Origin of the sequence: Micromonospora sp. CB01531 (assembly GCF_001905095.1) — a bacterium.
Classification (GTDB): domain Bacteria; phylum Actinomycetota; class Actinomycetes; order Mycobacteriales; family Micromonosporaceae; genus Micromonospora.
In genome coordinates this window covers 125650-150977 of sequence record NZ_LWLS01000046.1, presented here as the reverse complement: position 1 = coordinate 150977, position 25328 = coordinate 125650, and the positions used below count along the sequence as shown (strand labels likewise).

The following is a 25328-nucleotide window of genomic DNA, read 5'->3' as shown; positions in this document are numbered from 1 at the left end:
CAGGCTAACCATGTTTGTCGTTGTCGCCGACCCCCGCAGCCGGTCGGTCGGTTACGCCCGAAATATTCGCCGGACCGGGGGACGAGTCCCTCCCCGTGGATCGGGCGAGATAGTCGCTGGGCAGGCGGGGTACACTGCCGGACATGGCCGGAGTCTTCCTGCTTCTTACCCAGCCGTGCTGATGCGCTGAACGCGCGACAGCACGGCGGCCCCTCCTGCGCGAGGGGCTTTTTTGTGCCCGCAGGAGACTTCCCACAACCCGACTTGACCCGCGCCGAGGAGACGCCATGAGTGAGGCAGCCGCACCGGCGACCGACATCCCCCCGTTCCGGTACACCGCGGCCCTGGCCGAGGAGATCGAGCACCGCTGGCAGGACACCTGGGAGCGGGACGGTATCTTCCACGCGCCGAACCCGACCGGCCCGCTGGCCGACCCCGGTCACCCGCGGGCGGGTGCGGAGAAGCTGTACGTGCTGGACATGTTCCCGTACCCGTCCGGCGCCGGCCTGCACGTCGGCCACCCGCTGGGCTACATCGGCACCGACTGCTTCGCCCGCTACCAGCGGATGGCCGGGCGCAACGTGCTGCACGCCATGGGCTTCGACGCGTTCGGCCTGCCCGCCGAGCAGTACGCGGTGCAGACCGGCACCCACCCGCGGACGACCACCGAGGCGAACATCGAGCGGTACAAGGCGCAGCTGCGCCGGCTGGGGCTGGCCCACGACGAGCGACGGTCGGTGGCCACCATCGACACCGACTTCTACCGCTGGACCCAGTGGATCTTCCTGCAGATCTTCAACTCCTGGTACGACCACCAGGCGCGGAAGGCCCGCCCGATCGCCGAGCTGATCGCCGAGTTCGAGGGGGGCAACCGGCCCACTCCGTACGGCCGGCCGTGGGCCGAGCTGACGGTGGCCGAGCGGCGGAAGGCCGTCGACGACCACCGGCTGGCGTACGTCTCGGAGGCGCCGGTGAACTGGTGCCCGGGGCTGGGCACCGTGCTGGCCAACGAGGAGGTCACCGCCGACGGCCGCTCCGAGCGGGGCAACTTCCCCGTCTTCAAGCGGAACCTGAAGCAGTGGATGATGCGGATCACCGCGTACGGCGACCGGCTGCTGGACGACCTGGACAAGCTGGACTGGCCGGAGCCGATCAAGCTGATGCAGCGCAACTGGATCGGCCGCTCGCAGGGCGCGCACATCGACTTCCCCGCCGACCGGGAGTCCATCCGGGTGTTCACGACCCGGCCGGACACCGTCTTCGGGGCTACCTACCTGGTGCTGGCCCCCGAGCACGAGCTGGTCGACGGGCTGGTGCCGGCGGCCTGGCCGGAGGGGACGAAGGAGTCCTGGACCGGTGGGCACGCCAGCCCCCGGGCGGCGGTCGAGGCGTACCGGAAGGCCGCCGCGGCCAAGACGGACGTGGAGCGGCAGGCGGAGACCCGGGAGAAGACCGGCGTCTTCGTCGGCGGGTACGCGACCAACCCGGTGACCGGCGCGCGCATCCCGATCTTCATCGCCGACTACGTGCTGGCCGGCTACGGCACCGGCGCGATCATGGCGGTGCCCGCCCAGGACGAGCGGGACTGGGACTTCGCCGAGGTGTTCGACCTGCCGATCGTGCGTACCGTGCAGCCGCCGGAGGGCTTCGCCGGGAAGGCGTACACGGGGGACGGCCCGGCGATCAACAGCGCCGCGCCCGACCGCGGCGTGGACCTGAACGGCCTGGGGGTGGCCGACGCCAAGGCCCGGATCATCGACTGGCTGGAGGCGAACGGGCACGGCACCGGCGCGGTGACCTGGCGGCTGCGGGACTGGCTGTTCAGCCGGCAGCGCTACTGGGGCGAGCCGTTCCCGATCGTGTACGACTCCAGCGGCGCGCCGATCGCGCTGCCCGATTCGATGCTGCCGGTCGAACTGCCCGAGGTGGATGACTTCTCGCCGAAGACGTTCGACCCGGACGACGCCGACTCGAACCCGGAGACGCCGCTGTCCCGCCGCCGCGACTGGGTGGAGGTGGAGCTGGACCTGGGCGACGGGCCGAAGCGCTACACCCGGGAGACCAACGTGATGCCGCAGTGGGCCGGCTCCTGCTGGTACGAGCTGCGCTACCTGGACCCGACGAACGGCGAGCGCTTCGTCGACGCGGAGAACGAGCGGTACTGGATGGGGCCGCGCGGCGCCGGCGACTGCGGCGGCACCGACCTGTACGTGGGCGGCGCCGAGCACGCCGTGCTGCACCTGCTGTACGCCCGGTTCTGGCACAAGGTCCTGTACGACCTGGGCCACGTCTCCAGCTTCGAGCCGTTCCGGAAGCTGTTCAACCAGGGCTACATCCAGGCGTACGCCTACACCGACGCCCGCGGCGCCTACGTGCCCGCGGCGGACGTGGTGGAGAGCGACGGCGGCTTCTTCCTGGGCGACGTCCAGGTCAACCGCGAGTACGGCAAGATGGGCAAGTCGCTGAAGAACGTGGTCACCCCGGACGAGATGTGCGCCGCGTACGGCGCGGACACCTTCCGGGTCTACGAGATGTCGATGGGCCCGCTGGAGGTTTCCCGGCCGTGGGAGACCCGGGCGGTGGTCGGCTCGTACCGGTTCCTGCAGCGGGTCTGGCGGGCGATCGTCGACGAGCAGACCGGCGCGGCGCGGGTCGTCGACGCACCGGCCGACGAGGAGACCCGCCGGCTGCTGCACCGGGTCGTCGACGGCGTCCGCGGCGACATGGAGGGGATGCGGTTCAACACCGCGATCGCCAAGCTGATCGAGCTGACCAACGGGCTGACCCGGCTGTCCGCCACCCCGCGCGAGGTGGCCGAGCCGCTGGTGCTGATGCTGGCGCCGTTCGCCCCGCACGTCGCCGAGGAGCTGTGGCAGCGGCTGGGCCACGACACCTCCCTGGCGTACGCGGACTTCCCGACCGCCGACCCGGCGCTGCTGGTCGCCGAGACGGTGACCTACCCGGTGCAGGTCAACGGCAAGGTGCGGGGCCGGATCGAGGTCCCGGCCGACGCGCCGGAGGAGTCGGTCCGGGCGGCCGCGCTGGAGGCGGTGGCCGGCTCGCTGGCCGGCAAGGAGCCCCGCAAGGTCATCGTGGTGCAGGGCCGGATGGTCTCGGTCGTAGCCTGAGCCGGTCTGCCTCCTCGGCCCGCTTGGCCGGGGAGGCAGGCCCGGTCGGGTGCCGGGGAAGTAGGCTCCTCTCCCACGCTATGAACTTGATGTCGTAGATGACTCATCGGCGTGGGGCGATGGCGGACCGCCGCCGGGTGAATCGTCTGGGTCATCAGGTTCGTAGGCACCCGTCAGCATCCGACCGGTCGCCGAAGGGCCGGCCCGCACCGAGCGGACACCGAGCGCCACCTCGACCCTCGGGCGGTGCCGGAGCAGCCACTCCTGCCAGCTTCGTACCCCGTCGACCGCGCCGGCCGCGCGGAGCCGGAGCATGCCGGGCTCGTCCCGGTCGGCCCCGGCGTCGATGCCGCGCCAGGTGCCCTCGATCTGGTCGAGCATGACGTCCAGCAGCTCGTCGCGGGGAAGTGGGACGGTAAGCCCTGCTGCCTCGTAGCCGTCGCAGAGCAGTCGGCAGTGGCGACCGAGCTCCGCTGGGTCCGCGCCGTCGCCCAACTCGGCCCAGTGCCAGCCGGCGAAGGCGATGTCCTCGATCCGGCGGCCCGGCCCGGCCAGGTCCCAGTCCAGCAGGGCCACCGGCAGCAACCCGGCCGGGGTGTCCCGGTAGACCGTGTTCTTCGGGGACAGGTCCCGGTGGCAGACCGTCTCCGCGCCGCCGGCCAGGTCGCCGCCGGCGCAGGCATCGTGCAGGGCACGGATCATCCCGGCCAGGCGGATCAGCGCGGCGTCGGAGAAGAAGGCCGGATCCTCGCGTTCCCGCCAGGGCACCCGCCCGTCGAGGTGGGTCAGCACCTGCCGCCCGTGCTCGTCCAAGCCGAGATGCCGGGGCGCCAGTCCCGGGGCGGCGGTGGCCAGGTGCCCCAGCAGGGCCGCCACGTAGTCGAGGTTCGTCGGGGCGGTGCGGCGTACGGTGTCGCCGACCCTGCTCACCTCGGCGATGAAGCCGCCCGGCAGCCGCTCGTCGGTGGTCACGCCGGCTCAGCTCGGGACGCGCGGCGCCGCCGCTCGGTGCGCCACCAGCGGTGCACGATGACCACGCTGGCGATCAGGCCGAGGCTGGCCGGGGCGATGGCGTACCAGTTGATCTCGCCGGGGGAACTGACCGCCGCGCCGATCGCCGCGTACCCGACGGCGGTGGGGACCGCGGCGATCACGCTGCCGGCCAGGAACGGCAGCACCCGCGCGCCGGTGGTGCCGTAGCCGTAGCTGACCAGCCCGAAGCCGGCGATCGGCAGCAGCCGGACGGTGACCACCCCGAGCACGCTCTGCCGGGTGAACCAGCCGTCCAGCCGGGCCAGCCGCCCCCGGACCCGCTCGGCCACGAACTCCCGGCCGAGCAGGCGGCCGACCGCGAAGCCGAGCGCCGCCGCGAGCAGCGCCGCGCCGAGGGCGTACGCGGCACCCGCCACCGGGCCGAAGATCGCGCCCGCGGCGAGCGTAACGAAGGTACGCGGAACCAGCGCCACCAGCAGCAGCGCGCCGCCGAGGACCGCCGCCACCGGGGCGTACCCGCCGAGGGAGTGGGCGAGCCGGGGCAGCTCGGCCGGGGCCGGCCGGGGCAGCACCAGCAGCGCCACGGCGAAACCGCCGAGCAGCAGGAGCAGCAGCCCGAACCGGCGGGCGGACGGCTGCCGGAGCATCCGCGCGAGTCGCGTGGATGACCGCCGGAGCAGCTCCCGGGCGGCCGGGATCATGCCCGGGCGGCGGCCACCGCGGCGCGGCGCTCGGACCGGAGCCGCTCGGCCCAGGTGTCGTCGAGCGCGGGCAGCTGGTGGGCGCCGGTGGCCCAGCGCAGCAGCAGGTCGGCCAGGGCCGGGTTGCGGGCCAGGGCCGGGCCGTGCGAGTAGGTGCCGAGCAGCTTGCCCCGCCAGGCGCCCTCGGTCGCCCCGTCGTTGCCGATGCCGGCGGTCACCCGGGCCACCGGCGACACCCCCGGACCCAGGTGGGTACGCCCGCCGTGGTTCTCGAAGCCGGTGAGGTACGGGATGCCCAGCCGCGCGTCGACCTCCCCGGCCAGCTCGCCGACCGCCCGGCTGGGACCCCGGTCGGAGGCGATGTCCAGCAGCTCCAGCCCGGCGTACTTGGCGCCCTTGGCGAAGAAGGAGGTGCCGAGGAGCTGGTAGCCGGCACAGACGCCGAACACCACCGAGCCCTGCGCCACCGCCCGGTGCAGGCCACCGTCGGCGATCAGCCGCTGCGCGCCCAGCGCCTGCGGGCCGTCCTCGCCGCCGCCGATCAGGTAGATGTCGGCGGTGGCGGGCAGCCGCTGGTCGGAGCGGACCTCCAGCACCTCGACCGGCATGCCGCGCAGCTGGGCCCGCCGGGCCAGGATCAGCGCGTTGCCCCGGTCCCCGTAGGTGGACAGCAGGTCGGGGTAGATCCAGACGATGCGCAGGCTCTCAGTTGACACGGTCCAGCTCCGCTCGGATGTCCTGGAAGGCGGTGTAGTTGGCGATGACCTCCAGGCGGCCCGGCGGCACCGCCCGGACCGCCTCGTCGAAGCTGCGCACGTGCTGGAACGGCACGCCGTTGACGTCGAGCCGGACGGCGAGGTCGTACGCCCGGTCGCCGGTGATCAGCACCTGCCGGCCGCGCAGCGGGGCGAAGTCGACGTCGAAGAGCCAGGAGGTGTCCAGCCCGTCGGGGTCGCGCGCGTTGATGGAGAGCAGGGTCGGCGCCTCGTCGGCCATGTCGAACGCCTCCAGCCAGCTGGCCGGGTTCTTCGCCAGGAGCAGCCGGATGTTGCGCCCGTCCCGGTCGACCTGGGCGTAGCGGCCGGCGACCGAGGTGACCGTGCCGAGTCGGGAGACCGCGTCCACCGGCCGTACGCCGAACTCGGCGGCGACCGCCAGGGCGGTGGCCGCGTTGCCCAGGTTGACCCGGCCGGGGAGCTGGAGCTGGATCTTGTGCCAGGCGCCGGTGGGGTCGAGCACGCCGTCGTCCTCGACGGCCCACTGCGGCGCGGGCCGGCGTAGCGGGCAACCGGTGCACCACCACTGGTCACCTGAGCGCTGGATGGTGGCGCCGCACTCGGGGCAGACCCACGAGTCGTCGTGCCAGCGCTGGCCGGCGCTGAACCAGGTGACCTTGGGCGGGATGTGGCCCTGTGCCGGGTCGGCCGGCGGGGTGGCGGCCCAGACCACCATCGGGTCGTCGGCGTTGGCGACCACCCGGACGTCGGGGTGCCGGACCAGCGCGGCGCGCCAGAGCTGCGCCATCATGGCGACCTCCTTGGCCCGGTCGAGCTGGTCGCGGGAGAGGTTCAGCAGCGCCACCACGTGCGGATCGGTGGCCTCCAGCACCTGGGCGAGGTAGTGCTCGTCGACCTCGAGCACCGCGTACGGGGTGCTGCCGGCCTTGGCGAGTGCCGAGGTGTGGCCGGTGGGCATGTTGGCGCCGAACGAGTTGGTGGCGACCCGGCCGAGCACGCCGACGGCGGCGGCGGTGAGTCGGGTGGTGGTGGTCTTGCCGTTGGTACCGGACACCAGCGCGATGGCGCGACCCGCCGACAGGTGCGCGAGCAGGTCCGGGTCGATCTTGAGGCCGATCCAGCCGCCGATCACCGAGCCGTCGCCACGACCCGCGGCCCGCGACAGCGCCGCTGCGGTCCGCGACACCGAGCTGGCCACCTTCGCCCGCATGGGCATCTTCGCGTCCGTCACCCGAGCGAGGTTACCGGACCCCGGGGCCCGCCAGATCGCCGCCGACGGCGATCCGTTCGGCCGGGGACACCCGGCGGACGGCCACCGGGCGCTCGGCCGGATGGAGTCGATCTATGTCGGGTAGCGGACCCGCGTCGGGGCCGCCGCCGCCCTCCACTCCGCCCCACCCCATTTGACGTGCTCTTTTGCGTGCGGACACGACGCGCCACGCGGGCGTTTCTGGTTGCAGGTGGAGGGAAGTGGAGTAGAGTGGGGCGCGATGGTGAGGCCGGGAGGGCCACACCGGCCCGGGGGGTCAGCGGCGCCGCGAACGCCGCTCAGGGCGAGGGGGTTGGGCCGATGTTCCTCGGCACCCACACCCCGCGCCTGGATGACAAAGGCCGGTTGATCCTGCCGGCGAAGTTCCGGGACGAACTGGCGGGGGGTGTCGTGATCACGAAAGGGCAGGAGCGCTGCCTCTACGTCTTCCCGATGCCCGAGTTCCAACGAATCGCCGACCAGTTGCGCGCGCAGCCGATGACGAGCAAGACGGCCCGGGCCTACAGCCGGGTCTTCTTCGCCAGCGCGCACGACGAGGTGCCGGACAAGCAGGGGCGGGTCACCATCCCCGCACACCTGAGGTCCTACGCCGCGCTCGACCGGGATCTGGTCGTGATCGGCGCGAGCACCCGGGTGGAGATCTGGGACAGGGCGGCCTGGGAGGCCTACCTCACGGAGAGCGAAGACGACTTCGCCGACATCGAGGAGGGGGTGCTGCCCGGCGGTCTGTAGGGCGTGACGACGCCCGACGTACTGCGAGATCTCCAGCCGCTTTCGAGTTCCTGGCACCCCTTCCCCGGTGCCAGGCGCACGATCCAATCGGAGGGCCGCGGCCTCCGGCGGGCGGGAGCGGATGGGGATCTGGCGGTATGACGAGGCGTCGTGGCGACGACGGACGCGATACGGACGGAAGGTTTCAACCAGTGGGGGTCGACATGGGGGAGCTACGCGGCACGCACGTGCCAGTGCTGCTCGAGCGGTGTCTCGAGCTGCTCGCCCCGGCGCTGGGCCGGAAGGGCCGGACCGTGCACGTCGACGCCACGCTGGGACTGGCCGGGCACGCCGAGGCGGTGCTGGCGGCGCACCCGAACACGGTGCTGATCGGCCTGGACCGGGACACCGAGGCCCTCGCCCACGCGCGGGTCCGACTGGCCCGGTTCGCCGACCGGATCCACCTGGAGCACGCCGTCTACGACGAGCTGCCCGAGGTGCTCGACCGGCTCGGGTACCCGGCGATCGACGGGGTCCTGTTCGATCTCGGCGTCTCGTCCCTGCAACTCGACGCGCCCGACCGCGGGTTCGCGTACGCGCAGGACGCGCCGCTGGACATGCGGATGGACCAGACCCGGGGGGTGACCGCCGAGGAGGTGGTCAACACCTACTCGCACCCCGAGCTGGCCCGGCTGCTGCGGGTGTACGGCGAGGAGAAGTTCGCCGGCAAGATCGCCTCGGCGATCATCCGGGAGCGCGAGCGCGCCCGGATCACCTCGTCGGCCCGGTTGGCCGAGCTAGTCCGGGAGAGCATCCCGGCGCCAGCCCGACGAACCGGTGGACACCCGGCAAAGAGAACGTTTCAGGCTTTACGGATCGAGGTAAACCGGGAACTGGCAGCGCTGGAAGCGGCGCTGCCGGCCGCGCTCGACAAGCTCACCGTGGGCGGCCGCATGGTGGTCCTGTCCTACCACTCGCTGGAGGACCGGCTCACCAAGCAGGCGCTCGCCGATCGGGTCCGCAGCAAGGGCCCGGTCGACCTCCCGGTCGAACTGCCCGGGTCGGGCCCGACGTTCCGGCTGCTCAGCCGGGGCGCCGAGCTTCCCGGGGAGGCGGAGGTCGCCGCGAACCCGCGCGCCGCGTCGGTGCGGCTGCGGGCAGCGGAACGGCTCGACCCGGAGGCGGCCCGGCAGGGGCGTACCGACCGCGAACGGTACCGCCGCCGGGTGAAGGCGATGCACCAACCGGGGACGGGGTCACCGGGGTCCGTACCGGACCCGTCGGCCCCGGGGGACGGGAACGGGACGGACGACGAGGGGGAGGGGACATGAACGTCAACACGCGCGACGGCCGGGACGCCGTCGGGCAGCGCGCACCGCGGTCGGGGGGCCGGACCGCGGCGCAGCGCACCACGCGTACCGCGACGGCGGGGGCCGACCGACGCGACCGCCGGGAGGAGACTCGCGCCCGGGGGGCGCGCGAGTTCGCCACCGAGGGCACTGCCGCGCTGCGGCCGGCCGAGCGGACCCGGAACACCGGTGCGGCGTCGCCGCGGCTGCGGGTCGCCCCGCCGCCGCCGGTGTCCGTGCCGCGGGCGCCGTTCGTCGGGCTGATCCTGGTGCTGGTGGTCGGTGGGGTGCTGGGCATCCTGGCGATCAACACGAAGATCAACGAGAACGCGTTCAAGCTGGAGAAGCTTCAGCAGGAGCAGGCCAAGCTCGACGTGGACCAGCAGCGGCTGAAGCAGGAGATCGCGGAGCAGGAGGCACCGGGCAACCTGACCGCCAACGCCCGCAAGCTCGGCCTGGTGGAGTCCGGCGATCCGGCGTACATCCGGTTGCCGGACGGGCAGATGATCGGCGTGCCGCACCCGGCGCAGGGCGCGCCCGCCGTCACCAGCCAGCAGGGCAACGGAGGCTGAGCCGTGCCGCCGAGATCGGAGGAACCGCGCCGGGACGCCATAGGCTCCCGGCGCGGTTCGTCCCCGGGTGGCCGGGGCGCCGACCCGCGCTCCGGGGAACCGGGCGTCGGCGGGATCTCCGACGCCCGGGCGTACACGCCCCGGGGGCGGACCATCCGGGAGGGCGGCGGCGCCGCCCGGACCGGCGGGGGTGCCGAGCAACGGCGTACCCCGCGCAGCAGCCGCTCCGGTGACCCGTTCCGGCCGGCGCTGCAGGTGCTCGACGGTGGCCGGGCCGGGGCGACCCGCGCCGGCCGCCGGGACACTGCGGGCGGCCGGACCGGCGTGGTGCGGACCGTGTCGGCGCGCCCGGTCCGGGAGCCCTTCGACGACGACGAGGCGCCGGCACCGCGCCGCCGGACGGCCCCGCGCCGGCCGGCCCGGACGGCCGCCGCCCGCCGGCCGTCCCGCAAACCGCGCCGGCCGCCGAAGCTGGCCGACCCGCGCCGCCGGCTGCGGCTCGGCACGCTGCTCGCCCTCGCGCTCTTCGCCACCATCGGCATCCGGCTGGTCTTCCTGCAGACCGTGGACACCCCGGCGTACGCCGACGGCGGGCTCGCGAACCGGCTCACCGTGGTCGAGTTGCCGGCCCCGCGCGGGGCCATCTACGACTGGAAGGGCGAGCCGCTGGCGCACAGCGTCGAGGCGCGCTACGTCTTTGTGGACCCGACCAAGGTCAAGGACCCGTTGGCCACCGCGAAGCTGCTCTCCCCGCTGCTCGGGGTGCGGGTCACCGAACTGGCCGACAAGATGAAGGAGCGCACCCTCCCCGGCACCAATATCAAGTCCCAGTTCGAGTACCTGGCCCGCGGGGTCGACATCGACAAGGCCAAGCAGATCATGGCACTGGACCTGGCCGGCATCGGCACGCACCGGGACGAGAAGCGCGAGGTGCCCGGCGGCGATCTGGCCGCCAACCTGATCGGCTTCACCAGCCAGGACATGAACGGCCTGGAGGGACTGGAGGCGAAGTACGACGACCTGCTGCGGGGACAGCCCGGCCGGAAACGGTACGAGGCGGGGCAGGGCGCCCTGGCCGCGCCGATCCCCGGCGGCTACAGCGAGACCACGCCGGCGAAGCCCGGCAGCTCGCTGGGGCTCACGATCGACCGTGACCTGCAGTTCCAGGCCCAGCGGATCCTGTCCAGCCGGATGGCCCAGACCCGGGACAGCGTGGGCGCGGCGGTGATCATCGAGGTGTCCTCCGGCGAGGTGCGGGCCCAGGTGAGCTACCCCGGCTACAGCGCGACCGAGCCGACGAAGGTCAGCTCGCCGAGCGACCGGGCGGACGCCGCCACCAGCTTCGTGGTGGACCCGGGCTCGATCCACAAGGCGATCACCTACGGCGCCGCCCTCCAGGAGGGCGTGATCACCAAGGACACGGTCTTTCCCGTCGCGAACACGATCACCAGGGGCGGGGTGAAATTCGAGGACACCCACCCGGCGAACGGGCGGCGGATGAGCATTCCCGGCATGCTGGCGTTCTCGTCCAACGTCGGGACCATCGAGATCGCCGAGAAGCTGGGCCCGGATCGGCTCATCGACTACCAGAAGCGGTTCGGGCTGGGGCAGCCCACCGGCGAGGGGATGCCCGGGGAGGCCTCCGGGCGGTTGCTCCCAGCCGACCAGTGGAGTGGTTCGGCGTACGGGTCGGTGCCGATCGGGCACAGCGTGGACGCCACGCCGTTGCAGATGGCCGCCGCGTACGCCGCCATCGCCAACGACGGGACGTACGTCCAGCCGCACCTGATCAAGGACGTGATCGGCCCGGACGGGAAGCGGACGCCGGGGCCCGCCCCGGAGACCCGTTCGGTGCTCAGCCCGCAGAACGCCGCCGCGCTGCGCACCATGCTGGAGGCGGTCACCACGGTCGACGGCCCGGACGGCTCGGCCACCGGCCTGGCCGCCGCGGTCCCGGGCTACCGGGTGGCCGGCAAGACCGGCACCGGCCTGCGGTACGTCGACGGAAAACGGCAGCCGGGCGAGGTCCACTCGTTCATCGGGATGGCCCCCGCGGAGAAGCCGCGGTACGCGGTGGCGGTCTTCGTCTGGAGCCCGGGTGGGGAGGTCGGCGGGGTGGCCGCACCGGCCTTCCGGGAGATGATGGGCTTCACGCTCGCGCACTACCGGGTGCCTGCCTCGCCGACCAACAAGTCCCCCAAGTTCGAGGTCTTTCCGCGCTGAGCGGGCACCGGGAGACATCATCGGTGAGTGGCGACGAACCACCGGGGCGGCTGTGCGCTCGGGACCGGACGACCGGGTAGGGTCTGACGCCGTGCCCGGCAATCCACGTCCCCGTACCGTGCATCCCGTCCGGCTCGGCGACCTCGCCGCCCGGTTGCGGGCGAGCGCGCGGAGCGAGTTCGCGAGCCCCGCAGCCGCGAGCGAAAGGCAGGGTCAGCTGCCTCCGGAGGCCGCCGACGTGGCCGTCACCGGGGTGACCCACGCCAGCCAGGAGGTCCGCCCCGGCGACCTGTACGCGGCCCTGCCCGGCGCCCGCCGGCACGGCGCGGAGTTCGCGGCCGCCGCGGCCGAGGCCGGCGCGGTGGCCGTGCTGACCGACCCGGCCGGGGTGGCGCTGGCCGCCGGCACGGGCCTGCCCACGGTGGTGGTGGACGATCCCCGGGCGGTGCTCGGCGAGGTCGCCGCCACGGTGTACGGCGATCCGACCGCCGGCCTGACCGTGATCGGCGTCACCGGCACCGCCGGCAAGACCTCCACCAGTTACCTGATCGAGTCCGGGCTGCGCGCCGCCGGGCACACCACGGGCCTGATCGGCACCGTGGAGACCCGGCTCGGCGACCTGGTGATCGACAGCGTCCGGACCACCCCGGAGGCGACCGACCTGCACGCCATGCTCGCCGTGGCCCGGGAGCGGGGAGTCGACGCGGTGGTCATGGAGGTGTCCAGCCACGCGCTGGCCATGGGACGGGTCGGCGGGGTCCGGTTCACCGTCGGCGGCTACACCAACTTCGGCTCCGACCACCTGGACTTCCACGCCGACGAGGCGGACTACTTCGCCGCCAAGGCGAAGCTCTTCGACGGGCGCTGCCAGGTCGAGGTGCTCAACCACGACGACCCGGCGCTGCGCCCGCTGCTCAAGCCGGCGACCGTGACCTACTCGGCGGCCGGCGACCCGACCGCCACCTGGTGGGCCGACGGCGTCGACGGCGAGGGGTACGCCCAGCGCTTCACCGTGCACGGCCCGGACGGGCTGACCCTGCCCACCGGCGTCTCGCTGCCCGGGCGGCACAACGTGGCCAACGCCCTGCTCGCCATCGCCACCCTGGTGGCTGCCGAGGTCGACCCGGCCACGGCGGCCCGCGGGGTGGCCGCCTGCGGCGGGGTGCCCGGGCGGCTGGAACTGGTCAGCGGCGATGCCCCGGTGCTCGGGGTGGTCGACTACGCGCACAAGGCCAACGCCATCGAGGCGGTGCTGACCGCCCTGCGGGACCTGACCACCGGCCGGCTGATCTGCGTTCTGGGCGCCGGCGGCGACCGGGACCGGGGCAAGCGGCCGGTGATGGGGGCGGTCGCGGCGATCGGAGCCGACGTGGTGCTGGTGACCGACGACAACCCGCGCACCGAGGAGCCGGCCGCGATCCGGGCCGAGGTGCTGGCCGGGGCGTACGCGGCGGACACGGCCGCGCGGATCATCGAGGCGCCCGGCCGGCGGGCCGCGATCGAGGAGGCGGTCCGGTTGGCCGAACCGGGTGACATCGTGGCCCTGCTCGGCAAGGGGCAGGAACGCGGTCAGGAGATCAACGGCGAGGTGCTGCCGTTCGACGACCGGGTGGAACTCGCCGAGGCGCTGCGTGTCCGGTTCGGCGACCTGGTGGGGCGGCCATGATCCCGCTGACTCTGGCCGAGGTCGCCGCGGCCGTCGACGGGCGACTGGTCGCCGCCGACCCGGACGCCCGGGTCACCGGGTCGGTCGAGTTCGACTCCCGCAAGGTCGGCCCGGGCGGCCTCTTCGTCGCCTTCCCCGGCGAGCAGGTGGACGGGCACGACTACGCGACCGCCGCGCTCGACGCCGGCGCGGTGGCGGTGCTCGGCACCCGCGAGGTGCCGGGCGTGCCGATGGTGCTGGTGGCCGACGCACTCGACGCGATGGGGCGGCTGGCCCGCACGGTGGTCGACCGGCTGCCCGGACTGACCGTGATCGGGCTCACCGGGTCGTCCGGCAAGACCACCACCAAGGACCTGATCGCCCAGCTCGCGGTCCGGCTCGGCCCGACCGTGGCACCGCCCGGCTCGTTCAACAACGAGCTGGGGCACCCGTACACCGCGCTGCAGGCCGGCCCGGAGACCCGATACCTGGTCATGGAGAAGGGCGCCCGCGGGGTGGGGCACGTGCGCTACCTGTGCGAGGTGGTGCCGCCGCGGATCTCCGTGGTGCTCAACGTCGGGGTCGCGCACATCGGGGAGTTCGGCTCGGTGGAGACCATCGCCCTCGCCAAGGGGGAGCTGGTCGAGGCGCTGCCCGCCGACGGGCTGGCTGTGCTGAACGCCGACGACCCGCTGGTCGACGCCATGGCGGCCCGCACCGAGGCCCGGGTGGTCCGGTACGGCGAGTCGGAGCGGGCCGACGTGCGGGCGATGGACGTGACGCTGGACGGGCGGGGCCGGCCGTCATACACGCTGGTGACCCCGGAGGGGAACGTGCCGGTGCGGCTCGGGCTGACTGGGCGGCACCAGGTCTCCAACTCACTGGCCGCCGCGGCGGTCGCCCGCGAGCTGGGGATGCCGCTGGCCGAGCTGGCCGCCGCCCTGGGTGAGCTGGGCCTGGTCTCCACCCGCCGGATGGACGTCTTCGAACGCGCCGACGGGGTCACGGTGATCGACGATTCGTACAACGCCAACCCGGCCTCGATGGGCGTGGCGCTCCGGGCGCTCGCCAGCCTGGGCGGGCGGGGGCGTACTGTCGCGGTGCTCGGCTACATGGCTGAGCTGGGGGACTTCGAACGGGAGGGACACCAGCAGGTCGGCCGGCTCGCGGCCGAGTTGGGCGTCGACCGGCTGCTCGTGGTGGGCGAGCCGGCGGCGCCGATCCACCACGGGGCGACAGCGGTAGGCAACTGGGGAGGAGAGTCGGTGCTGCTCACCGATCAGGCGGCGGCCGTCGAGGTGCTGCGGAGCGAGCTACGTCCGGGTGACGTGGTCCTGGTGAAGGGCTCCCGGTACCGCACGTGGGAGGTGGCCGACGCGCTGCGCGCGGACGCCACCGAGGAGGCCGCCTCATGAGGGCGGTCATCGTCGCCATCGGGGTCGCCTTCCTCATCTCGCTGTTCTGCACCCCGATCGCGATCAAGGTGTTCACCCGGCTCAAGGCCGGCCAGCCGATCCGGGCCGAGGGCCCGGCCATGCACCAGGGCAAGAAGGGCACGCCGACGATGGGCGGCGTGGTCTTCATCCTGGCCACGGTGATCGCGTACGTCGCCGGCCACCTGGCCCTGACCACCCTGCCGGACCTCCAGATCGCCCAGGTCGAGCCGACCATCACCGCGCTGGTGCTGCTGGGGCTGATGGTGTTCTCCGGCGCCGTCGGCTTCATCGACGACTTCCTGAAGGTGCGCAAGCGGCACAGCGGCGGCCTCAACAAGCGCGGCAAGCTGGCCGGCCAGATCCTGGTCGGGGCGGTCTTCGGCATCGTCGCGCTCTACTTCCCGAGCACCATGTACGACGTCAGCGGCAACCGGACCAACGCCGAGACGGTTGGCAGCACCACGCTGAGCTTCATCCGGGACATCCCGGCGCTGGACCTGACCAAGGTCGGTGCGGTGATCCTGTTCATCTTCGTGGTGATGGCCGCGACCAACGGGGTGAACCTCACCGACGGTCTCGACGGCCTGGCCACCGGCGCCTCGGTGATGGTGCTCGCCGCGTACGGGCTGATCGCGTTCTGGCAGTACCGGCACTGGTGCGCCGACCCGAACTACACCGAGGCGTACTGCTACACCGTCCGGGACCCGCTGGAGATCGCCCTGATCGCCGGGGCGGCGGCCGGCGCCTGTGTGGGCTTCCTGTGGTGGAACACCTCGCCGGCCCGGATCTTCATGGGCGACACCGGGGCGCTCGGCCTGGGCGGCCTGATCGCCGGTATGGCGATGTCCACCCGGACCATCCTGCTGCTGCCGATCATCGGCGCGCTCTTCGTGATCATCACGATGTCCGTGGTGATCCAGATCATCTCGTTCCGGACCACCGGCAAGCGGGTGTTCCGGATGTCGCCGTTGCAGCACCACTTCGAGCTGGCCGGCTGGAGCGAGGTCAACATCGTGGTCCGGTTCTGGATCATCGCCGGCATCGGGGTGGCCATCGCGCTGGGCCTGTTCTACAGCGAGTTCCTCGCCGCGGTCAGCTGAGCGCAGCCGTGCAGGGGCCCCGGCCGTCGGCCGGGGCCCTTTCCTCTTCGGCAGGTCCCCGGTGGTGACCGCCGGTCCGCTGGCGGGCCGTCTTCCCGCCCCGACACGCCGACCGGGCGGTTGCGCCACGGGCGGGCGGGTCGAGCCGCGATGATGGGCGGGTGGGGGAGGGACGAGACACCGAGGGCACCACCGACACGCAGAGCAGACGGGCACCGGCCGCGACCCGGCCGGCCGATCCGCCGGCCCCGTCGCTCGGGCTGGACGCCGCCGGCGGGCTGGCCGCGCTGCGCGGCCTGCTGGCCCGGCCGTTGGCCTCCTACTATCTGCTGCTCTCCAGCGCCGGCCTGCTGCTGCTGATCGGCCTCACCATGGTCTTCTCGGCGACCAGCGTGAAGGACTACGCCGAGGACGGCGACGCCTCGGCCTCGCTGGTCCGGCAGACCGTCTTCGCGGTGATCGGCATCGTGGCGTTCTGGGCCTGCCAGCGGCTGCCCGCCCGCACCTTCCGGGCGATCGCCCGGCCCTTCCTCGGCGTGGCCGTGGTGCTGTTGCTGATCCTCAACCTGCTGGTCGCGCTGGAGGCGCTGTTCCGGGTGAAGTCGGTCGGCCCGCTCGAGGCCAACCTGCTCTGGCTCTGGTTCGGCCCGGTCTCCGTGCAACCGGTCGAGGTGGCCAAGTTCGCGCTGGTGCTCTGGGGCGCGCACGTGCTGGCCCGCAAGGGCGCCGCGCTGGGCTGGTGGAAGGAACTGGCCACCCCGCTGTTCCCTGTGGTCGGGCTGCTCTCCGTGCTGGTCGGCTACAACGACCTGGGCAGCATGCTCTGCCTGCTGGCCCTGGTGGTCGGCATGCTCTGGGCGGCCGGCGTACGGAGGCGGGTCTTCGCCGCCCTCTCCGCGGTCGGCCTGCTCGGCGTCGGCCTGCTGGTCGCCGCCGCGTCCCTGGGGGCCGGCTCGGGTTCCCGCGATGCCGACAACTACCGGCTGACCCGGCTCACCTCGTTTCTCGACCCGCCCGACCCGAAGACCTGCTTCGAGGAGCAGTTGGAGGGCTGCTACCAGCTCGTCCAGGCCCGCTACGCGCTCGGCCACGGCGGCTGGTTCGGTGTCGGGCTGGGCAAGAGCACCTTCAAGTGGGCCTGGCTGCCCGAGGCGCACAACGACTTCATCTTCGCGATCATCGCCGAGGAGTTGGGCGTGGTCGGCTGCACCGTGGTGCTGGTGCTGTTCGCCGTGCTGGCGTACACCGGGTTGCGGATCGCCCGGCGGGTGGAGGACCCGTTCCGCCGGCTCGCCGCGGCCGGCGTAACCGCCTGGCTGGTCGGCCAGGCGGTGATCAACATCGGCGGGGTCACCGGACTGCTGCCGCTGACCGGCGTGCCACTGCCGTTCATCTCCGACGGCGGCAGCGCCCTGGTGGTCACCCTGGCGGCGGTCGGCATGCTCGCGTCCTTCGCCCGGGCCGAGCCGGACGCGGCCCGAGCCCTGCATGCCCGTCCGCCGGCCCGGTGGGTCCGACTACTCTGGGCCCCGTTGCCGCCGCTTCCCGGCCGGCGCCGCCGCCCGGCGACGCCACCGGCGGACCGTGGGTCCGTACCCCGGTCCCGGTCGCGGCGGGAGGACGACCAGGCCGCAGCCCGCGCCGCCCGGCGGGGCCGGACGCGCGCCGGGACGGCGAGCGAGAGGAGACGCTGATGGGTCCGCTGCGTTCGGTGGTGCTCTGCGGAGGAGGCACGGGTGGGCATATCTACCCGTTGCTCGCCTTCGCCGACTGCCTGCGCCGACACGACCCCAGCGTCCGGGTCACCTGCCTCGGCACACCCAAGGGCCTGGAGAACGAGCTGATCCCGCCGGCCGGCTACGACCTGCGACAGATCCCCGCCTACCAGCTGCCCCGCTCGGTCAACATGAGCCTGGTCCGCACCCCGGACCGGATGTGGAAGGCGGCCCGCGCGGCGGGCAAGGTGATCGACGAGGTGCGGGCCGACGTCGTGGTCGGCTTCGGGGGGTACGTCTCGGTGCCCGGCTACCTGGCCGCGTGGCGCCGGGAGCTGCCGATCGTCATCCACGAGGTGAACGTGCCGCCGGGCGTGGCCAACCGGCTCGGGATGAAGTTCACCAAGCACGTCGCGGTGGGCTTCCCGCACCAGCCGGCGCAGGCCGAGTCGCTGCGCAACGCCCGGGTGGTCGGGGTGCCGCTGCGCCGCGGCATCGCCGGCCTGGACCGGGCCGCCATGCGCAACGCCGCCCGCGCCCACTTCGGACTCCGCCCCGACCTGCCGGTGCTCTTCGTCGCCGGCGGCTCGCAGGGCGCCCGCTCGATCAACCTGGCGGTCTCCGGGGCGGCCAAGGAGCTGGCCCGCAACGGCGTGCAGGTGCTGCACGTGATCGGGGCCCGCAACGAGGCGGTCTCCGTCCCCACCGACCTGCCCGTGCCGTACGTGACCCTGCCCTACCTGTCCGAGATGGAGCTGGGCTACGCCGCCGCCGACCTGATGCTGGCCCGGGGCGGCGCGATGACCTGTGCCGAGGTGGCTGCCATCGGGCTGCCCACCATCTACGTGCCGTACCCGCACAGCAACCAGGAGCAGAAGCGCAACGCGCTGCCCGTGGTGGAGGCCGGCGGCGGGCTGCTCGTCGACGACGCCGAGCTGACCCCGAGCTGGCTGGAGCGGACGGTCATCCCGCTGGTCCGGGACCCGCAGCGGCTCGCCGCCATGGGCGCCGCCGCGGCCGCGTACGGCCGGCGCGACGGCGACGTCGCCCTGCTGAACTTCGTCTACGAGGCGGTGGCTCGGTGAGCGCGAGGAGTGAGCTTGCGAGCCCCGCAGTCGCGAACAACGACGGCACTGTGACGGTCGCCCCCGCGACGGGAAGGTACCCCTCATGAACACCGCGCAGTTCACGCCCGCCGGCACGATGACCGCGGAGGACCTGGGCCGGATCCACCTGATCGGGGTCGGCGGGGTCGGCATGAGCGGCCTGGCCCGGCTGTTCCTCACCCGGGGCCTGCCGGTCTCCGGCAGCGAGCTGCGGGAGTGGCCGTCCCTGGCCGGCCTGCGGGCGCTCGGCGGCACCATCCACATGAGCCACCAAGCGGCGAACCTCGACGGGGTGGACACCGTGGTCTACTCCTCGGCCATCCCCCAGGACCACCTGGAGATGGTCGAGGCGCGCCGGCGCGGGCTGCGGGTGCTGCACCGCTCCGAGGCCCTCGCGGCCGCGATGACCGGCCGCCGGACGGTGGCGGTCGCCGGCACCCACGGCAAGACCACCACCACCTCGATGGTCACCATGGTGCTCCAGCAGGCCGGCACCGACCCGTCCTTCGTGATCGGCGGGGAGATCTCCGAGGTGGGCTCCGGCGCGCACCACGGCACGGGTGAATACTTCGTGGTCGAGGCGGACGAGAGCGACCGCTCGTTCCTCATCTACCGCCCGTACGTCTCGATCATCACGAACATCGAGGCGGACCACCTCAACACGTACGGCGACCTGGCCAACCTGGAGGCGACGTTCGCCGACTTCGCCCGGCTCACCGACCCCGAGGGGTTCATCATCACCTGCGCCGACGACCCGGGCGGGCGGCGGCTGGCCGAGACGCTGCGCGCCGAGGGACGCCGGGTGTGGACGTACGGCGAGTCGCCCGACGCCGACCTGCGGCTGAGCGGGATGGCGTCCTCCGCTCAGGGGGTGCGCTACCTGGCCGAGATCGACGGCCGGTCGCTGGGCGAGATCCGGCTGCCGGTGCCGGGGCGGCACATGGGGCTGAACAGCGCCTCGGCGGTGCTCGCCGCGTACCTGCTGGAGCTGCCGATCGAGGCGGCCGAGGCGGCGCTGGGCGCGTTCCCCGGCGTCCGGCGGCGCTTCGAGCGCAAGGGCGTGGCGGACGACGTGCTGGTCTACGACGAGTACGCGTACCACCCGACGTCGATGACGCTGGCCCTGCAGACGCTGCGCGAGGTGGCCGGCGAGGGCCGACTGATCGTGGTCTTCCAGCCGTACCGGCTCTACCGCACGCGTGACCTCCAGGCGGAGATCGCCGCCGCCCTCGGCATCGCCGACGAGCTGGTGCTGCTGGAGGTGTTCGGCCCGGGCGAACTGCGCCAGCCGGGTGAAGGCTCGGTCGCGCTGCTCGCGGCGGTGCCGCTGCCGGCCGACCGGAAGGTCTTCGTCGAGGCCTGGGACGACGTGCCGGCCGAGGTGGCCCGGCGGGCCCGCCCCGGCGACGTCGTGGTGACCATGGGCGCGCCGCCGATCTCGCTGATGGGCGACCAGCTGCTCGACGCCCTGCTGGCCCGCACCGGCGTGGCGAGCGACGCCGCGGGGATCGGCACCGGCGTCGGTCCGGACGGCGCGGCGGCCGCGGCCGGATGAGCCCTGGCCCGGCGCGCGGCCGGACACCGGGTCAGGACGGCGGGGCCGGGCGGCGCAGCTCGGTGCGCCGGTGGCAGCTGGTCCGGGCCGGTGCCGACGCCGTTCCGCCGTCGACCCGGCGGTTCATGGCCCGGGCCCGGCAGCGGCGGATGCGGGCGGCGCTGCCCTGGGCGGTCGCCGTCGGCGTGCTCGCGGCCGCCGGGCTGGTGGCCTGGGCCGTGCTGGGCACCGGCCTGTTCGGGGTCCGGCAGGTCCGAGTGATCGGCGCGAAGCTGGTCACCCCGGTCGAGGTGCGCGACGTCGTGGCGATCCCGGACGACACGCCGCTGGCCCGGGTGGACCTGGCGGCGGCGGCCCGGCGGGTGGGCAGCCTCGCCCCGGTGGAGCGCGCCACGGTGGAACGGGACTGGCCGGGCACCCTGGTCGTCCGGGTGGTGGAGCGGACCCCGGTGGCGGTGGTGCCGCAGGGGGACCGGTACGCGGTGATCGACGGGTCCGGGGTGCCGTTCCAGGACCTGCCCCAGGCCCCGGACGGGCTGCCGGTGATCCGGGTCGGCCGGCCGGCGGCGGACGACCGGGGCACCCGGGCCGGGCTGGACGTGCTGGCCGCACTCAGCCCGCGGCTGCGCGCCGAGCTGGTCTCGGTGGACGTGGCCGGGCTGGCCCGGATCACCCTGCGGCTGCACAAGGGCCGGACGGTGGTCTGGGGGGACGCGACCCGCGGCGCGGACAAGTCCAAGGTGGCCACCGCGCTGCTCGATCGGAAGGCCGACACGATCGACGTCAGCGCCCCGGACGTGGTCACCTTCCGGTGATCCGCCGGTCAGCGAGCGGGTCGCCGCGTGCTGATCGCCCGGTCGGCGAGTGTGTCACCGCCCGCTCCGGTGGCGACACGCCGGAAAGGTCCTTGGCTCATCGCGCGGCGGCGCTTACGTTGCCCCGAAGAGATCAGTGGTTGACATAGCTCTAAGCCTCTAGTAGAGGGTGAGGGTTTCGGCCCTCCACCGCGCTGGGCACTGCTCTGCTCCGCCGCCGATCTGGCCAAGCCGTGTGGGGTCGGCCCATGCCAATCTCGAAGGGAAAGGACCGGAGATGACACCTCCGCACAACTACCTGGCGGTCATCAAGGTCGTCGGCATCGGGGGCGGTGGCGTCAACGCCGTCAACCGGATGATCGAGGTTGGGCTCAAGGGCGTCGAGTTCATCGCGATCAACACCGACGCGCAGGCGCTGCTGATGAGCGACGCCGACGTCAAGCTCGACGTCGGCCGGGAACTGACCCGAGGGCTGGGCGCCGGCGCCAACCCCGACGTCGGCAAGAACGCCGCCGAGGACCACCGCGACGAGATCGAGGAGGTGCTCAAGGGCGCCGACATGGTCTTCGTGACCTGCGGCGAGGGCGGCGGCACGGGCACCGGCGGCGCGCCGGTGGTGGCGAACATCGCCCGCAAGCTCGGTGCGCTCACCATCGGTGTGGTGACCCGGCCGTTCTCGTTCGAGGGCAAGCGCCGCCAGGTGCAGGCCGAGGCCGGCATCGAGGAGCTGCGCAACCAGTGCGACACGCTCATCGTCATCCCGAACGACCGGCTGCTCGCGCTCGGCGACCGCAACATCTCCATGATGGACGCCTTCCGCACCGCCGATCAGGTGCTGCTCTCCGGTGTCCAGGGCATCACCGACCTGATCACCACGCCGGGTCTGATCAACCTGGACTTCGCCGACGTGAAGAGCGTGATGAGCGGCGCCGGCAGCGCGCTGATGGGCATCGGCAGCGCCCGCGGCGAGAACCGCGCGGTCGAGGCGGCCGAGGCGGCCATCTCCAGCCCGCTGCTGGAGCAGAGCATGGACGGCGCGCGGGGCGTGCTGCTCTCCATCGCCGGCGGTTCCGACCTGGGCCTGTTCGAGATCAACGACGCGGCCCAGCTGGTCACCGACGCGGCCCACCCGGACGCCAACATCATCTTCGGTGCGGTCATCGACGACGCGCTCGGCGACGAGGTGCGGGTGACCGTGATCGCGGCGGGCTTCGACGGCGGTGCGCCCGCGTACAAGGCGGTCGATCAGGGCCGCAAGACCAACCAGAACCAGCCGACCCAGCCCAACGCGCCGGTGACCCCACCGGCCACCATGCCGGCACCGCAGCAGTCGCCGCGCCGGGTGCTGTTCGACGACGTCGACGTGCCGGACTTCCTCAAGAACGGGTCCTGAGCGCCGCCGATGACCGACACAGCAGCCACGGTGCGACCCGAGCGGCGCGCCGAGCTCGCGGCCGGGCTCGCCCGGGTCCGGGCCCGTATCGCCGACGCCTGCGCGGCCGCCGGCCGGGACCGCAGCGAGGTCACCCTGGTCGCGGTGACGAAGACCTACCCGGCCGGCGACGTGGTGGCGCTGGCCGGGCTCGGCGTGACCGACGTGGGGGAGAACCGCGACCAGGAGGCGGCCCCGAAGGCCGCCGAGGTGGCCGCGGCCGGGGTGAGCCCGCGGTGGCACTTCATCGGCCAGCTGCAGCGCAACAAGTGCCGTTCGGTGGCCCGGTACGCCGACGTCGTCCAGTCGGTCGACAGCGTGCGGCTGGCCGCCGCCCTCGACGCCGCCGCGGCGGCGGCCGGCCGGGACCGGCCGCTGGACGTGCTGGTGCAGGTGAGCATCGACGGCGACCCGGCCCGGGGCGGGGCGCTGCCTGACTCGGCGGACCCCGACCGGGGGCTTGGCCCGGTGGCCGAGGCGGTGGCCGGCGCCGGGGCGCTGCGGCTGGGCGGGCTGATGGCGGTGGCTCCGCTGGGCTGGGAGCCGGACCGGGCGTTCACCCGGCTGGCCGAGGTGGCGCAGCGGTTCCGCGTCCGGCATCCGGAGGCGACCGCGCTGTCGGCGGGCATGAGCGGCGATCTGGAAACCGCGATCGGGTACGGCGCGACACATATCCGCGTCGGCAGCGCGTTACTCGGAATGCGCCCCACGCTGCGGTAGCCTGACCGCGAAAGAAGCAAATTACATCAGTGTTGTTCAGGAACGGCGTTCCCGTAGCCGGGGGCCGTGGCGGGCGGACCGCGAACCGCTCGTCCGGGGATTGCCGATCCGGTCCGGTGGGCACTGTGGTGTCCACTCGTGATCAAGCGACACGGCACGGGGGCGCGTGCCGCACGGCGGACGGAAGGGCGCGGGGATGGGTGCACTGCGCAAGGCGGGGGTCTGGCTCGGGCTCGTCGAGGAGGACGATGACCGGGCCTACGAGGACGGTGGCTACGACAAGGGTGGCTACCGGGACTCGCGCTACCGGTCGAGCCGGTACTCCGAGGAGTTCGCCGACGAGGACGACGAGGAGCCCGAGGAGCCGCCGGCGGCCCGTACCCGGCTGGGCGACCGCGGGAGGCTGTCCGAGCGCGCCTCGAGCCGGGCCGGCGACGCCGACCGGGCCGACGTCGAGCGCCCGGAGCGGACCGACCGGTCCAGCGTCCGGTCGATCACCCGCTCGGGCGCCGGGGAGAGCTCCGGCGCGCTGACCTACCACACCCGGGACAACCTGGCCCTGGCCCCGCAGGTGCAGCCCCGCGAGCGGGTGGCGGCCGAGGAGGAGCAGCGGTACCAGATCACCACCCTGCACCCGACCACCTACCGCGAGGCGCGGACCATCGGCGAGCATTTCCGCGACGGGGTGCCGGTGATCATCAACCTCACCGAGATGGATGAGGCGGACGCGCGCCGGCTGGTCGACTTCGCCGCCGGGCTCGCGTTCGGGCTCCGGGGTACGATCGAGCGCGTGACCAACCGGGTGTTCCTGCTCTCACCGGCCAATGTCCAGGTCACCGCGGAGGACAAGGCCAAGATCGCTGAGGGCGGCTTTTTCAGCCTGAGCTAGCCCGACCGAGGGACGTCGCCTGCCGTGTTGTCGATTCTGTTCCAGGTGCTGTATCTGCTCCTTTTTGTGTTCCTGCTTGTACTGTTGGCCCGATTTGTCCTTGGCGCCGTGCTGGCGTACGGCCGCCGCTGGCAACCGGGCCGGGGAGCGTCGGCGGGACTGGAATCGGTGTGGAGCGTCACTGATCCGCCTCTGCGGGCGTTGAGGCGTGTGATCCCTCCGCTGCGAATTGGTACCGTGAGCATCGACCTGGCCTCCCTTGTGCTCCTGGTTATCCTGTTCGTGCTGATGGAGTTCGTGTTAGATCCGCTGATCAGGTCTTTCGCCTGACCAGCGCGCTTTCGCGGCCGCAACTGACCCGAGGAGTTTCGATGCCGCTGACCCCGGCCGACGTCCACAACGTCGCCTTCAAAAAGCCGCCGATCGGCAAGCGGGGGTATGACGAGGAGGAGGTCGACGCCTTCCTGGACGAGGTCGAGCGCGAGCTCGCCCGTCTGATCGAAGAGAACAACGAGCTGCGCGCCCAGGTGGAGCGCGGCGGTCGCGGTGGTGCCCCCGCCGGCCCCGGCGGTGACGCCCGGCTCGCAGCCGAGCTCAACGACGTCAAGGCGCAGCTCGACCGGGTGCAGCGCGACAAGGCGGCCGCCGAGCAGGCCGCGCGCGCCATGCAGGCCGAGCTGGAGCAGGTCCGTGCCCAGGGCGGTCCGGCCGCCGGCGGTGACGGCGAGCAGCAGGCGCTGCGGGTGCTGATGATGGCCCAGCGGACCGCCGACGACCACGTCTCGGACGCCCGACGCGAGGCGGACCAGCTGCTCTCCGAGGCCCGCACCAAGGCCGAGGAGGTCACCCGCGAGGCCCGCGCCAAGGCCGACGCCCTCGAGCGGGACGCCCGCCAGCGGCACCAGGAGGCCATGGGCGGCCTGGACGCCAAGCGCACCGCGCTGCAGAAGCACATCGAGGAGCTCAAGCAGTTCGAGCGCGAGTACCGCACCCGCCTCAAGGCGTACCTGGAGAGCCAGCTCCGCGACCTCGACGGCCGCGGCCAGGGCCTGGAGGCCGAGATGAACCGCACCGAGAGCGTCCGCTCCGGCGGGGGCAGCAACGGCCTCGCCGCCGCCGGCCTCGCCGGCTCCTACGGCGGCAGCCGCGCGGGCTCCATCGAGTCCGGCCGCTGATCCCGTCGCCGGCGGCCGTCCGTACGACGGCCGCCGGCCGCGCAGACCGACACGAC

General features: G+C 73.2%; 22 protein-coding genes. 18 read left to right on the top strand and 4 right to left on the bottom strand.

The features are described from left to right. Positions 1-287 precede the first annotated feature (287 nt). Positions 288-3128: a leucine--tRNA ligase gene (leuS, locus tag A6A27_RS08070; protein WP_073833912.1), complete on the top strand. Its 2841-nt coding sequence runs from the start codon at positions 288-290 to the stop codon at positions 3126-3128. Positions 3129-3206: 78 nt separating this feature from the next. Here leuS and A6A27_RS08065 read toward each other — a convergent pair whose 3' ends face one another. Genes A6A27_RS08065 through A6A27_RS08050 form a run of 4 tightly spaced genes read right to left on the bottom strand, consistent with a single transcriptional unit; the run spans position 3207 to position 6775 of the window. Then, entirely contained in the window at positions 3207-4100 is an 894-nt protein-coding gene (locus A6A27_RS08065; protein ID WP_073833911.1) for a phosphotransferase family protein, read from the bottom strand. After that, positions 4097-4822: a TVP38/TMEM64 family protein gene (locus tag A6A27_RS08060; protein WP_073833910.1), complete on the bottom strand. Its 726-nt coding sequence runs from the start codon at positions 4820-4822 to the stop codon at positions 4097-4099. The genes A6A27_RS08065 and A6A27_RS08060 overlap by 4 nt, the downstream gene beginning before the upstream one ends. Further along, the gene (locus A6A27_RS08055) at positions 4819-5538 is read right to left on the bottom strand and encodes a type 1 glutamine amidotransferase (protein ID WP_073833909.1); all 720 of its coding nucleotides are present in this window, start codon (positions 5536-5538) and stop codon (positions 4819-4821) included. Before A6A27_RS08055 ends, A6A27_RS08060 begins: the two co-directional genes overlap by 4 nt. Further along, on the bottom strand, positions 5528-6775 hold the full coding sequence (locus A6A27_RS08050; RefSeq protein WP_073833908.1) for a MurT ligase domain-containing protein: 1248 nt from the start codon (positions 6773-6775) through the stop codon (positions 5528-5530). The genes A6A27_RS08055 and A6A27_RS08050 overlap by 11 nt, the downstream gene beginning before the upstream one ends. Between A6A27_RS08050 and A6A27_RS44190 the strand changes: the two genes are divergently transcribed. The 17 genes from A6A27_RS44190 (at position 6768) to A6A27_RS07970 (ending at position 25272) form a co-directional block, all read left to right on the top strand. After that, positions 6768-6914 (top strand): hypothetical protein, encoded by a 147-nt coding sequence (locus tag A6A27_RS44190; protein ID WP_158073964.1) that lies wholly within the window; start codon positions 6768-6770, stop codon positions 6912-6914. The two genes, A6A27_RS08050 and A6A27_RS44190, sit on opposite strands and share 8 nt — an antisense overlap. Before the next feature lie 215 nt (positions 6915-7129). Beyond that, positions 7130-7561 (top strand): division/cell wall cluster transcriptional repressor MraZ, encoded by a 432-nt coding sequence (gene mraZ, locus A6A27_RS08045; protein WP_073833948.1) that lies wholly within the window; start codon positions 7130-7132, stop codon positions 7559-7561. 203 nt (positions 7562-7764) lie between these two features. Further along, positions 7765-8871: a 16S rRNA (cytosine(1402)-N(4))-methyltransferase RsmH gene (gene rsmH, locus A6A27_RS08040; protein ID WP_073833947.1), complete on the top strand. Its 1107-nt coding sequence runs from the start codon at positions 7765-7767 to the stop codon at positions 8869-8871. Then, on the top strand, positions 8868-9461 hold the full coding sequence (locus tag A6A27_RS08035) for a hypothetical protein (RefSeq protein WP_073833907.1): 594 nt from the start codon (positions 8868-8870) through the stop codon (positions 9459-9461). Before rsmH ends, A6A27_RS08035 begins: the two co-directional genes overlap by 4 nt. Positions 9462-9464: 3 nt before the next feature. Beyond that, complete coding sequence (locus tag A6A27_RS08030; protein WP_073833906.1) at positions 9465-11684, top strand: peptidoglycan D,D-transpeptidase FtsI family protein; 2220 nt, start codon at positions 9465-9467, stop codon at positions 11682-11684. Between the two features lie 52 nt (positions 11685-11736). After that, positions 11737-13350 carry a UDP-N-acetylmuramoyl-L-alanyl-D-glutamate--2,6-diaminopimelate ligase gene (locus A6A27_RS08025; protein WP_198940228.1) on the top strand — a complete coding sequence of 538 codons (1614 nt, stop codon included), beginning with the start codon at positions 11737-11739 and terminating at the stop codon, positions 13348-13350. Continuing rightward, positions 13347-14744, top strand: coding sequence for a UDP-N-acetylmuramoyl-tripeptide--D-alanyl-D-alanine ligase (locus A6A27_RS08020; protein ID WP_073833904.1), 1398 nt, complete (start codon positions 13347-13349; stop codon positions 14742-14744). Before A6A27_RS08025 ends, A6A27_RS08020 begins: the two co-directional genes overlap by 4 nt. Next, positions 14741-15865: a phospho-N-acetylmuramoyl-pentapeptide-transferase gene (gene mraY / locus A6A27_RS08015; protein ID WP_073833903.1), complete on the top strand. Its 1125-nt coding sequence runs from the start codon at positions 14741-14743 to the stop codon at positions 15863-15865. Before A6A27_RS08020 ends, mraY begins: the two co-directional genes overlap by 4 nt. A 278-nt stretch (positions 15866-16143) precedes the next feature. Then, entirely contained in the window at positions 16144-17559 is a 1416-nt protein-coding gene (locus tag A6A27_RS08010) for an FtsW/RodA/SpoVE family cell cycle protein (RefSeq protein WP_241825147.1), read from the top strand. Beyond that, entirely contained in the window at positions 17559-18665 is a 1107-nt protein-coding gene (murG, locus tag A6A27_RS08005) for an undecaprenyldiphospho-muramoylpentapeptide beta-N-acetylglucosaminyltransferase (RefSeq protein WP_073833901.1), read from the top strand. Before A6A27_RS08010 ends, murG begins: the two co-directional genes overlap by 1 nt. Positions 18666-18750: 85 nt before the next feature. Further along, a complete protein-coding gene (gene murC, locus A6A27_RS08000; protein WP_073833900.1) occupies positions 18751-20241 on the top strand; it encodes a UDP-N-acetylmuramate--L-alanine ligase in 1491 nt (496 codons plus the stop codon). Beyond that, positions 20238-21056: a cell division protein FtsQ/DivIB gene (locus A6A27_RS07995; protein WP_073833899.1), complete on the top strand. Its 819-nt coding sequence runs from the start codon at positions 20238-20240 to the stop codon at positions 21054-21056. Before murC ends, A6A27_RS07995 begins: the two co-directional genes overlap by 4 nt. A gap of 277 nt (positions 21057-21333) precedes the next feature. Next, complete coding sequence (ftsZ, locus tag A6A27_RS07990; protein WP_073833898.1) at positions 21334-22449, top strand: cell division protein FtsZ; 1116 nt, start codon at positions 21334-21336, stop codon at positions 22447-22449. 9 nt (positions 22450-22458) lie between these two features. Then, positions 22459-23208 (top strand): YggS family pyridoxal phosphate-dependent enzyme, encoded by a 750-nt coding sequence (locus tag A6A27_RS07985; protein WP_073833897.1) that lies wholly within the window; start codon positions 22459-22461, stop codon positions 23206-23208. A gap of 196 nt (positions 23209-23404) precedes the next feature. Beyond that, positions 23405-24097 carry a cell division protein SepF gene (locus tag A6A27_RS07980; protein ID WP_073833896.1) on the top strand — a complete coding sequence of 231 codons (693 nt, stop codon included), beginning with the start codon at positions 23405-23407 and terminating at the stop codon, positions 24095-24097. 24 nt (positions 24098-24121) lie between these two features. Next, on the top strand, positions 24122-24427 hold the full coding sequence (locus A6A27_RS07975; RefSeq protein ID WP_073833895.1) for a YggT family protein: 306 nt from the start codon (positions 24122-24124) through the stop codon (positions 24425-24427). Between the two features lie 41 nt (positions 24428-24468). Next, positions 24469-25272: a DivIVA domain-containing protein gene (locus A6A27_RS07970; protein WP_073833894.1), complete on the top strand. Its 804-nt coding sequence runs from the start codon at positions 24469-24471 to the stop codon at positions 25270-25272. The last annotated feature ends 56 nt before the right edge of the window (positions 25273-25328 follow it).

What these genes read in the sequence shown, in the direction of transcription:
- leuS (WP_073833912.1), top strand. Translation starts at nt 288, where the DNA reads ATGAGTGAGGCAGCCGCACCGGCGACCGACATCCCCCCGTTCCGGTAC.
- A6A27_RS08060 (WP_073833910.1), bottom strand. Translation starts at nt 4,822, where the DNA reads ATGATCCCGGCCGCCCGGGAGCTGCTCCGGCGGTCATCCACGCGACTC.
- A6A27_RS44190 (WP_158073964.1), top strand. Translation starts at nt 6,768, where the DNA reads ATGGGCATCTTCGCGTCCGTCACCCGAGCGAGGTTACCGGACCCCGGG.
- A6A27_RS08050 (WP_073833908.1), bottom strand. Translation starts at nt 6,775, where the DNA reads ATGCCCATGCGGGCGAAGGTGGCCAGCTCGGTGTCGCGGACCGCAGCG.
- mraZ (WP_073833948.1), top strand. Translation starts at nt 7,130, where the DNA reads ATGTTCCTCGGCACCCACACCCCGCGCCTGGATGACAAAGGCCGGTTG.
- rsmH (WP_073833947.1), top strand. Translation starts at nt 7,765, where the DNA reads ATGGGGGAGCTACGCGGCACGCACGTGCCAGTGCTGCTCGAGCGGTGT.
- A6A27_RS08035 (WP_073833907.1), top strand. Translation starts at nt 8,868, where the DNA reads ATGAACGTCAACACGCGCGACGGCCGGGACGCCGTCGGGCAGCGCGCA.
- A6A27_RS08020 (WP_073833904.1), top strand. Translation starts at nt 13,347, where the DNA reads ATGATCCCGCTGACTCTGGCCGAGGTCGCCGCGGCCGTCGACGGGCGA.
- mraY (WP_073833903.1), top strand. Translation starts at nt 14,741, where the DNA reads ATGAGGGCGGTCATCGTCGCCATCGGGGTCGCCTTCCTCATCTCGCTG.
- murG (WP_073833901.1), top strand. Translation starts at nt 17,559, where the DNA reads ATGGGTCCGCTGCGTTCGGTGGTGCTCTGCGGAGGAGGCACGGGTGGG.
- murC (WP_073833900.1), top strand. Translation starts at nt 18,751, where the DNA reads ATGAACACCGCGCAGTTCACGCCCGCCGGCACGATGACCGCGGAGGAC.
- A6A27_RS07995 (WP_073833899.1), top strand. Translation starts at nt 20,238, where the DNA reads ATGAGCCCTGGCCCGGCGCGCGGCCGGACACCGGGTCAGGACGGCGGG.
- ftsZ (WP_073833898.1), top strand. Translation starts at nt 21,334, where the DNA reads ATGACACCTCCGCACAACTACCTGGCGGTCATCAAGGTCGTCGGCATC.
- A6A27_RS07985 (WP_073833897.1), top strand. Translation starts at nt 22,459, where the DNA reads ATGACCGACACAGCAGCCACGGTGCGACCCGAGCGGCGCGCCGAGCTC.
- A6A27_RS07980 (WP_073833896.1), top strand. Translation starts at nt 23,405, where the DNA reads ATGGGTGCACTGCGCAAGGCGGGGGTCTGGCTCGGGCTCGTCGAGGAG.
- A6A27_RS07970 (WP_073833894.1), top strand. Translation starts at nt 24,469, where the DNA reads ATGCCGCTGACCCCGGCCGACGTCCACAACGTCGCCTTCAAAAAGCCG.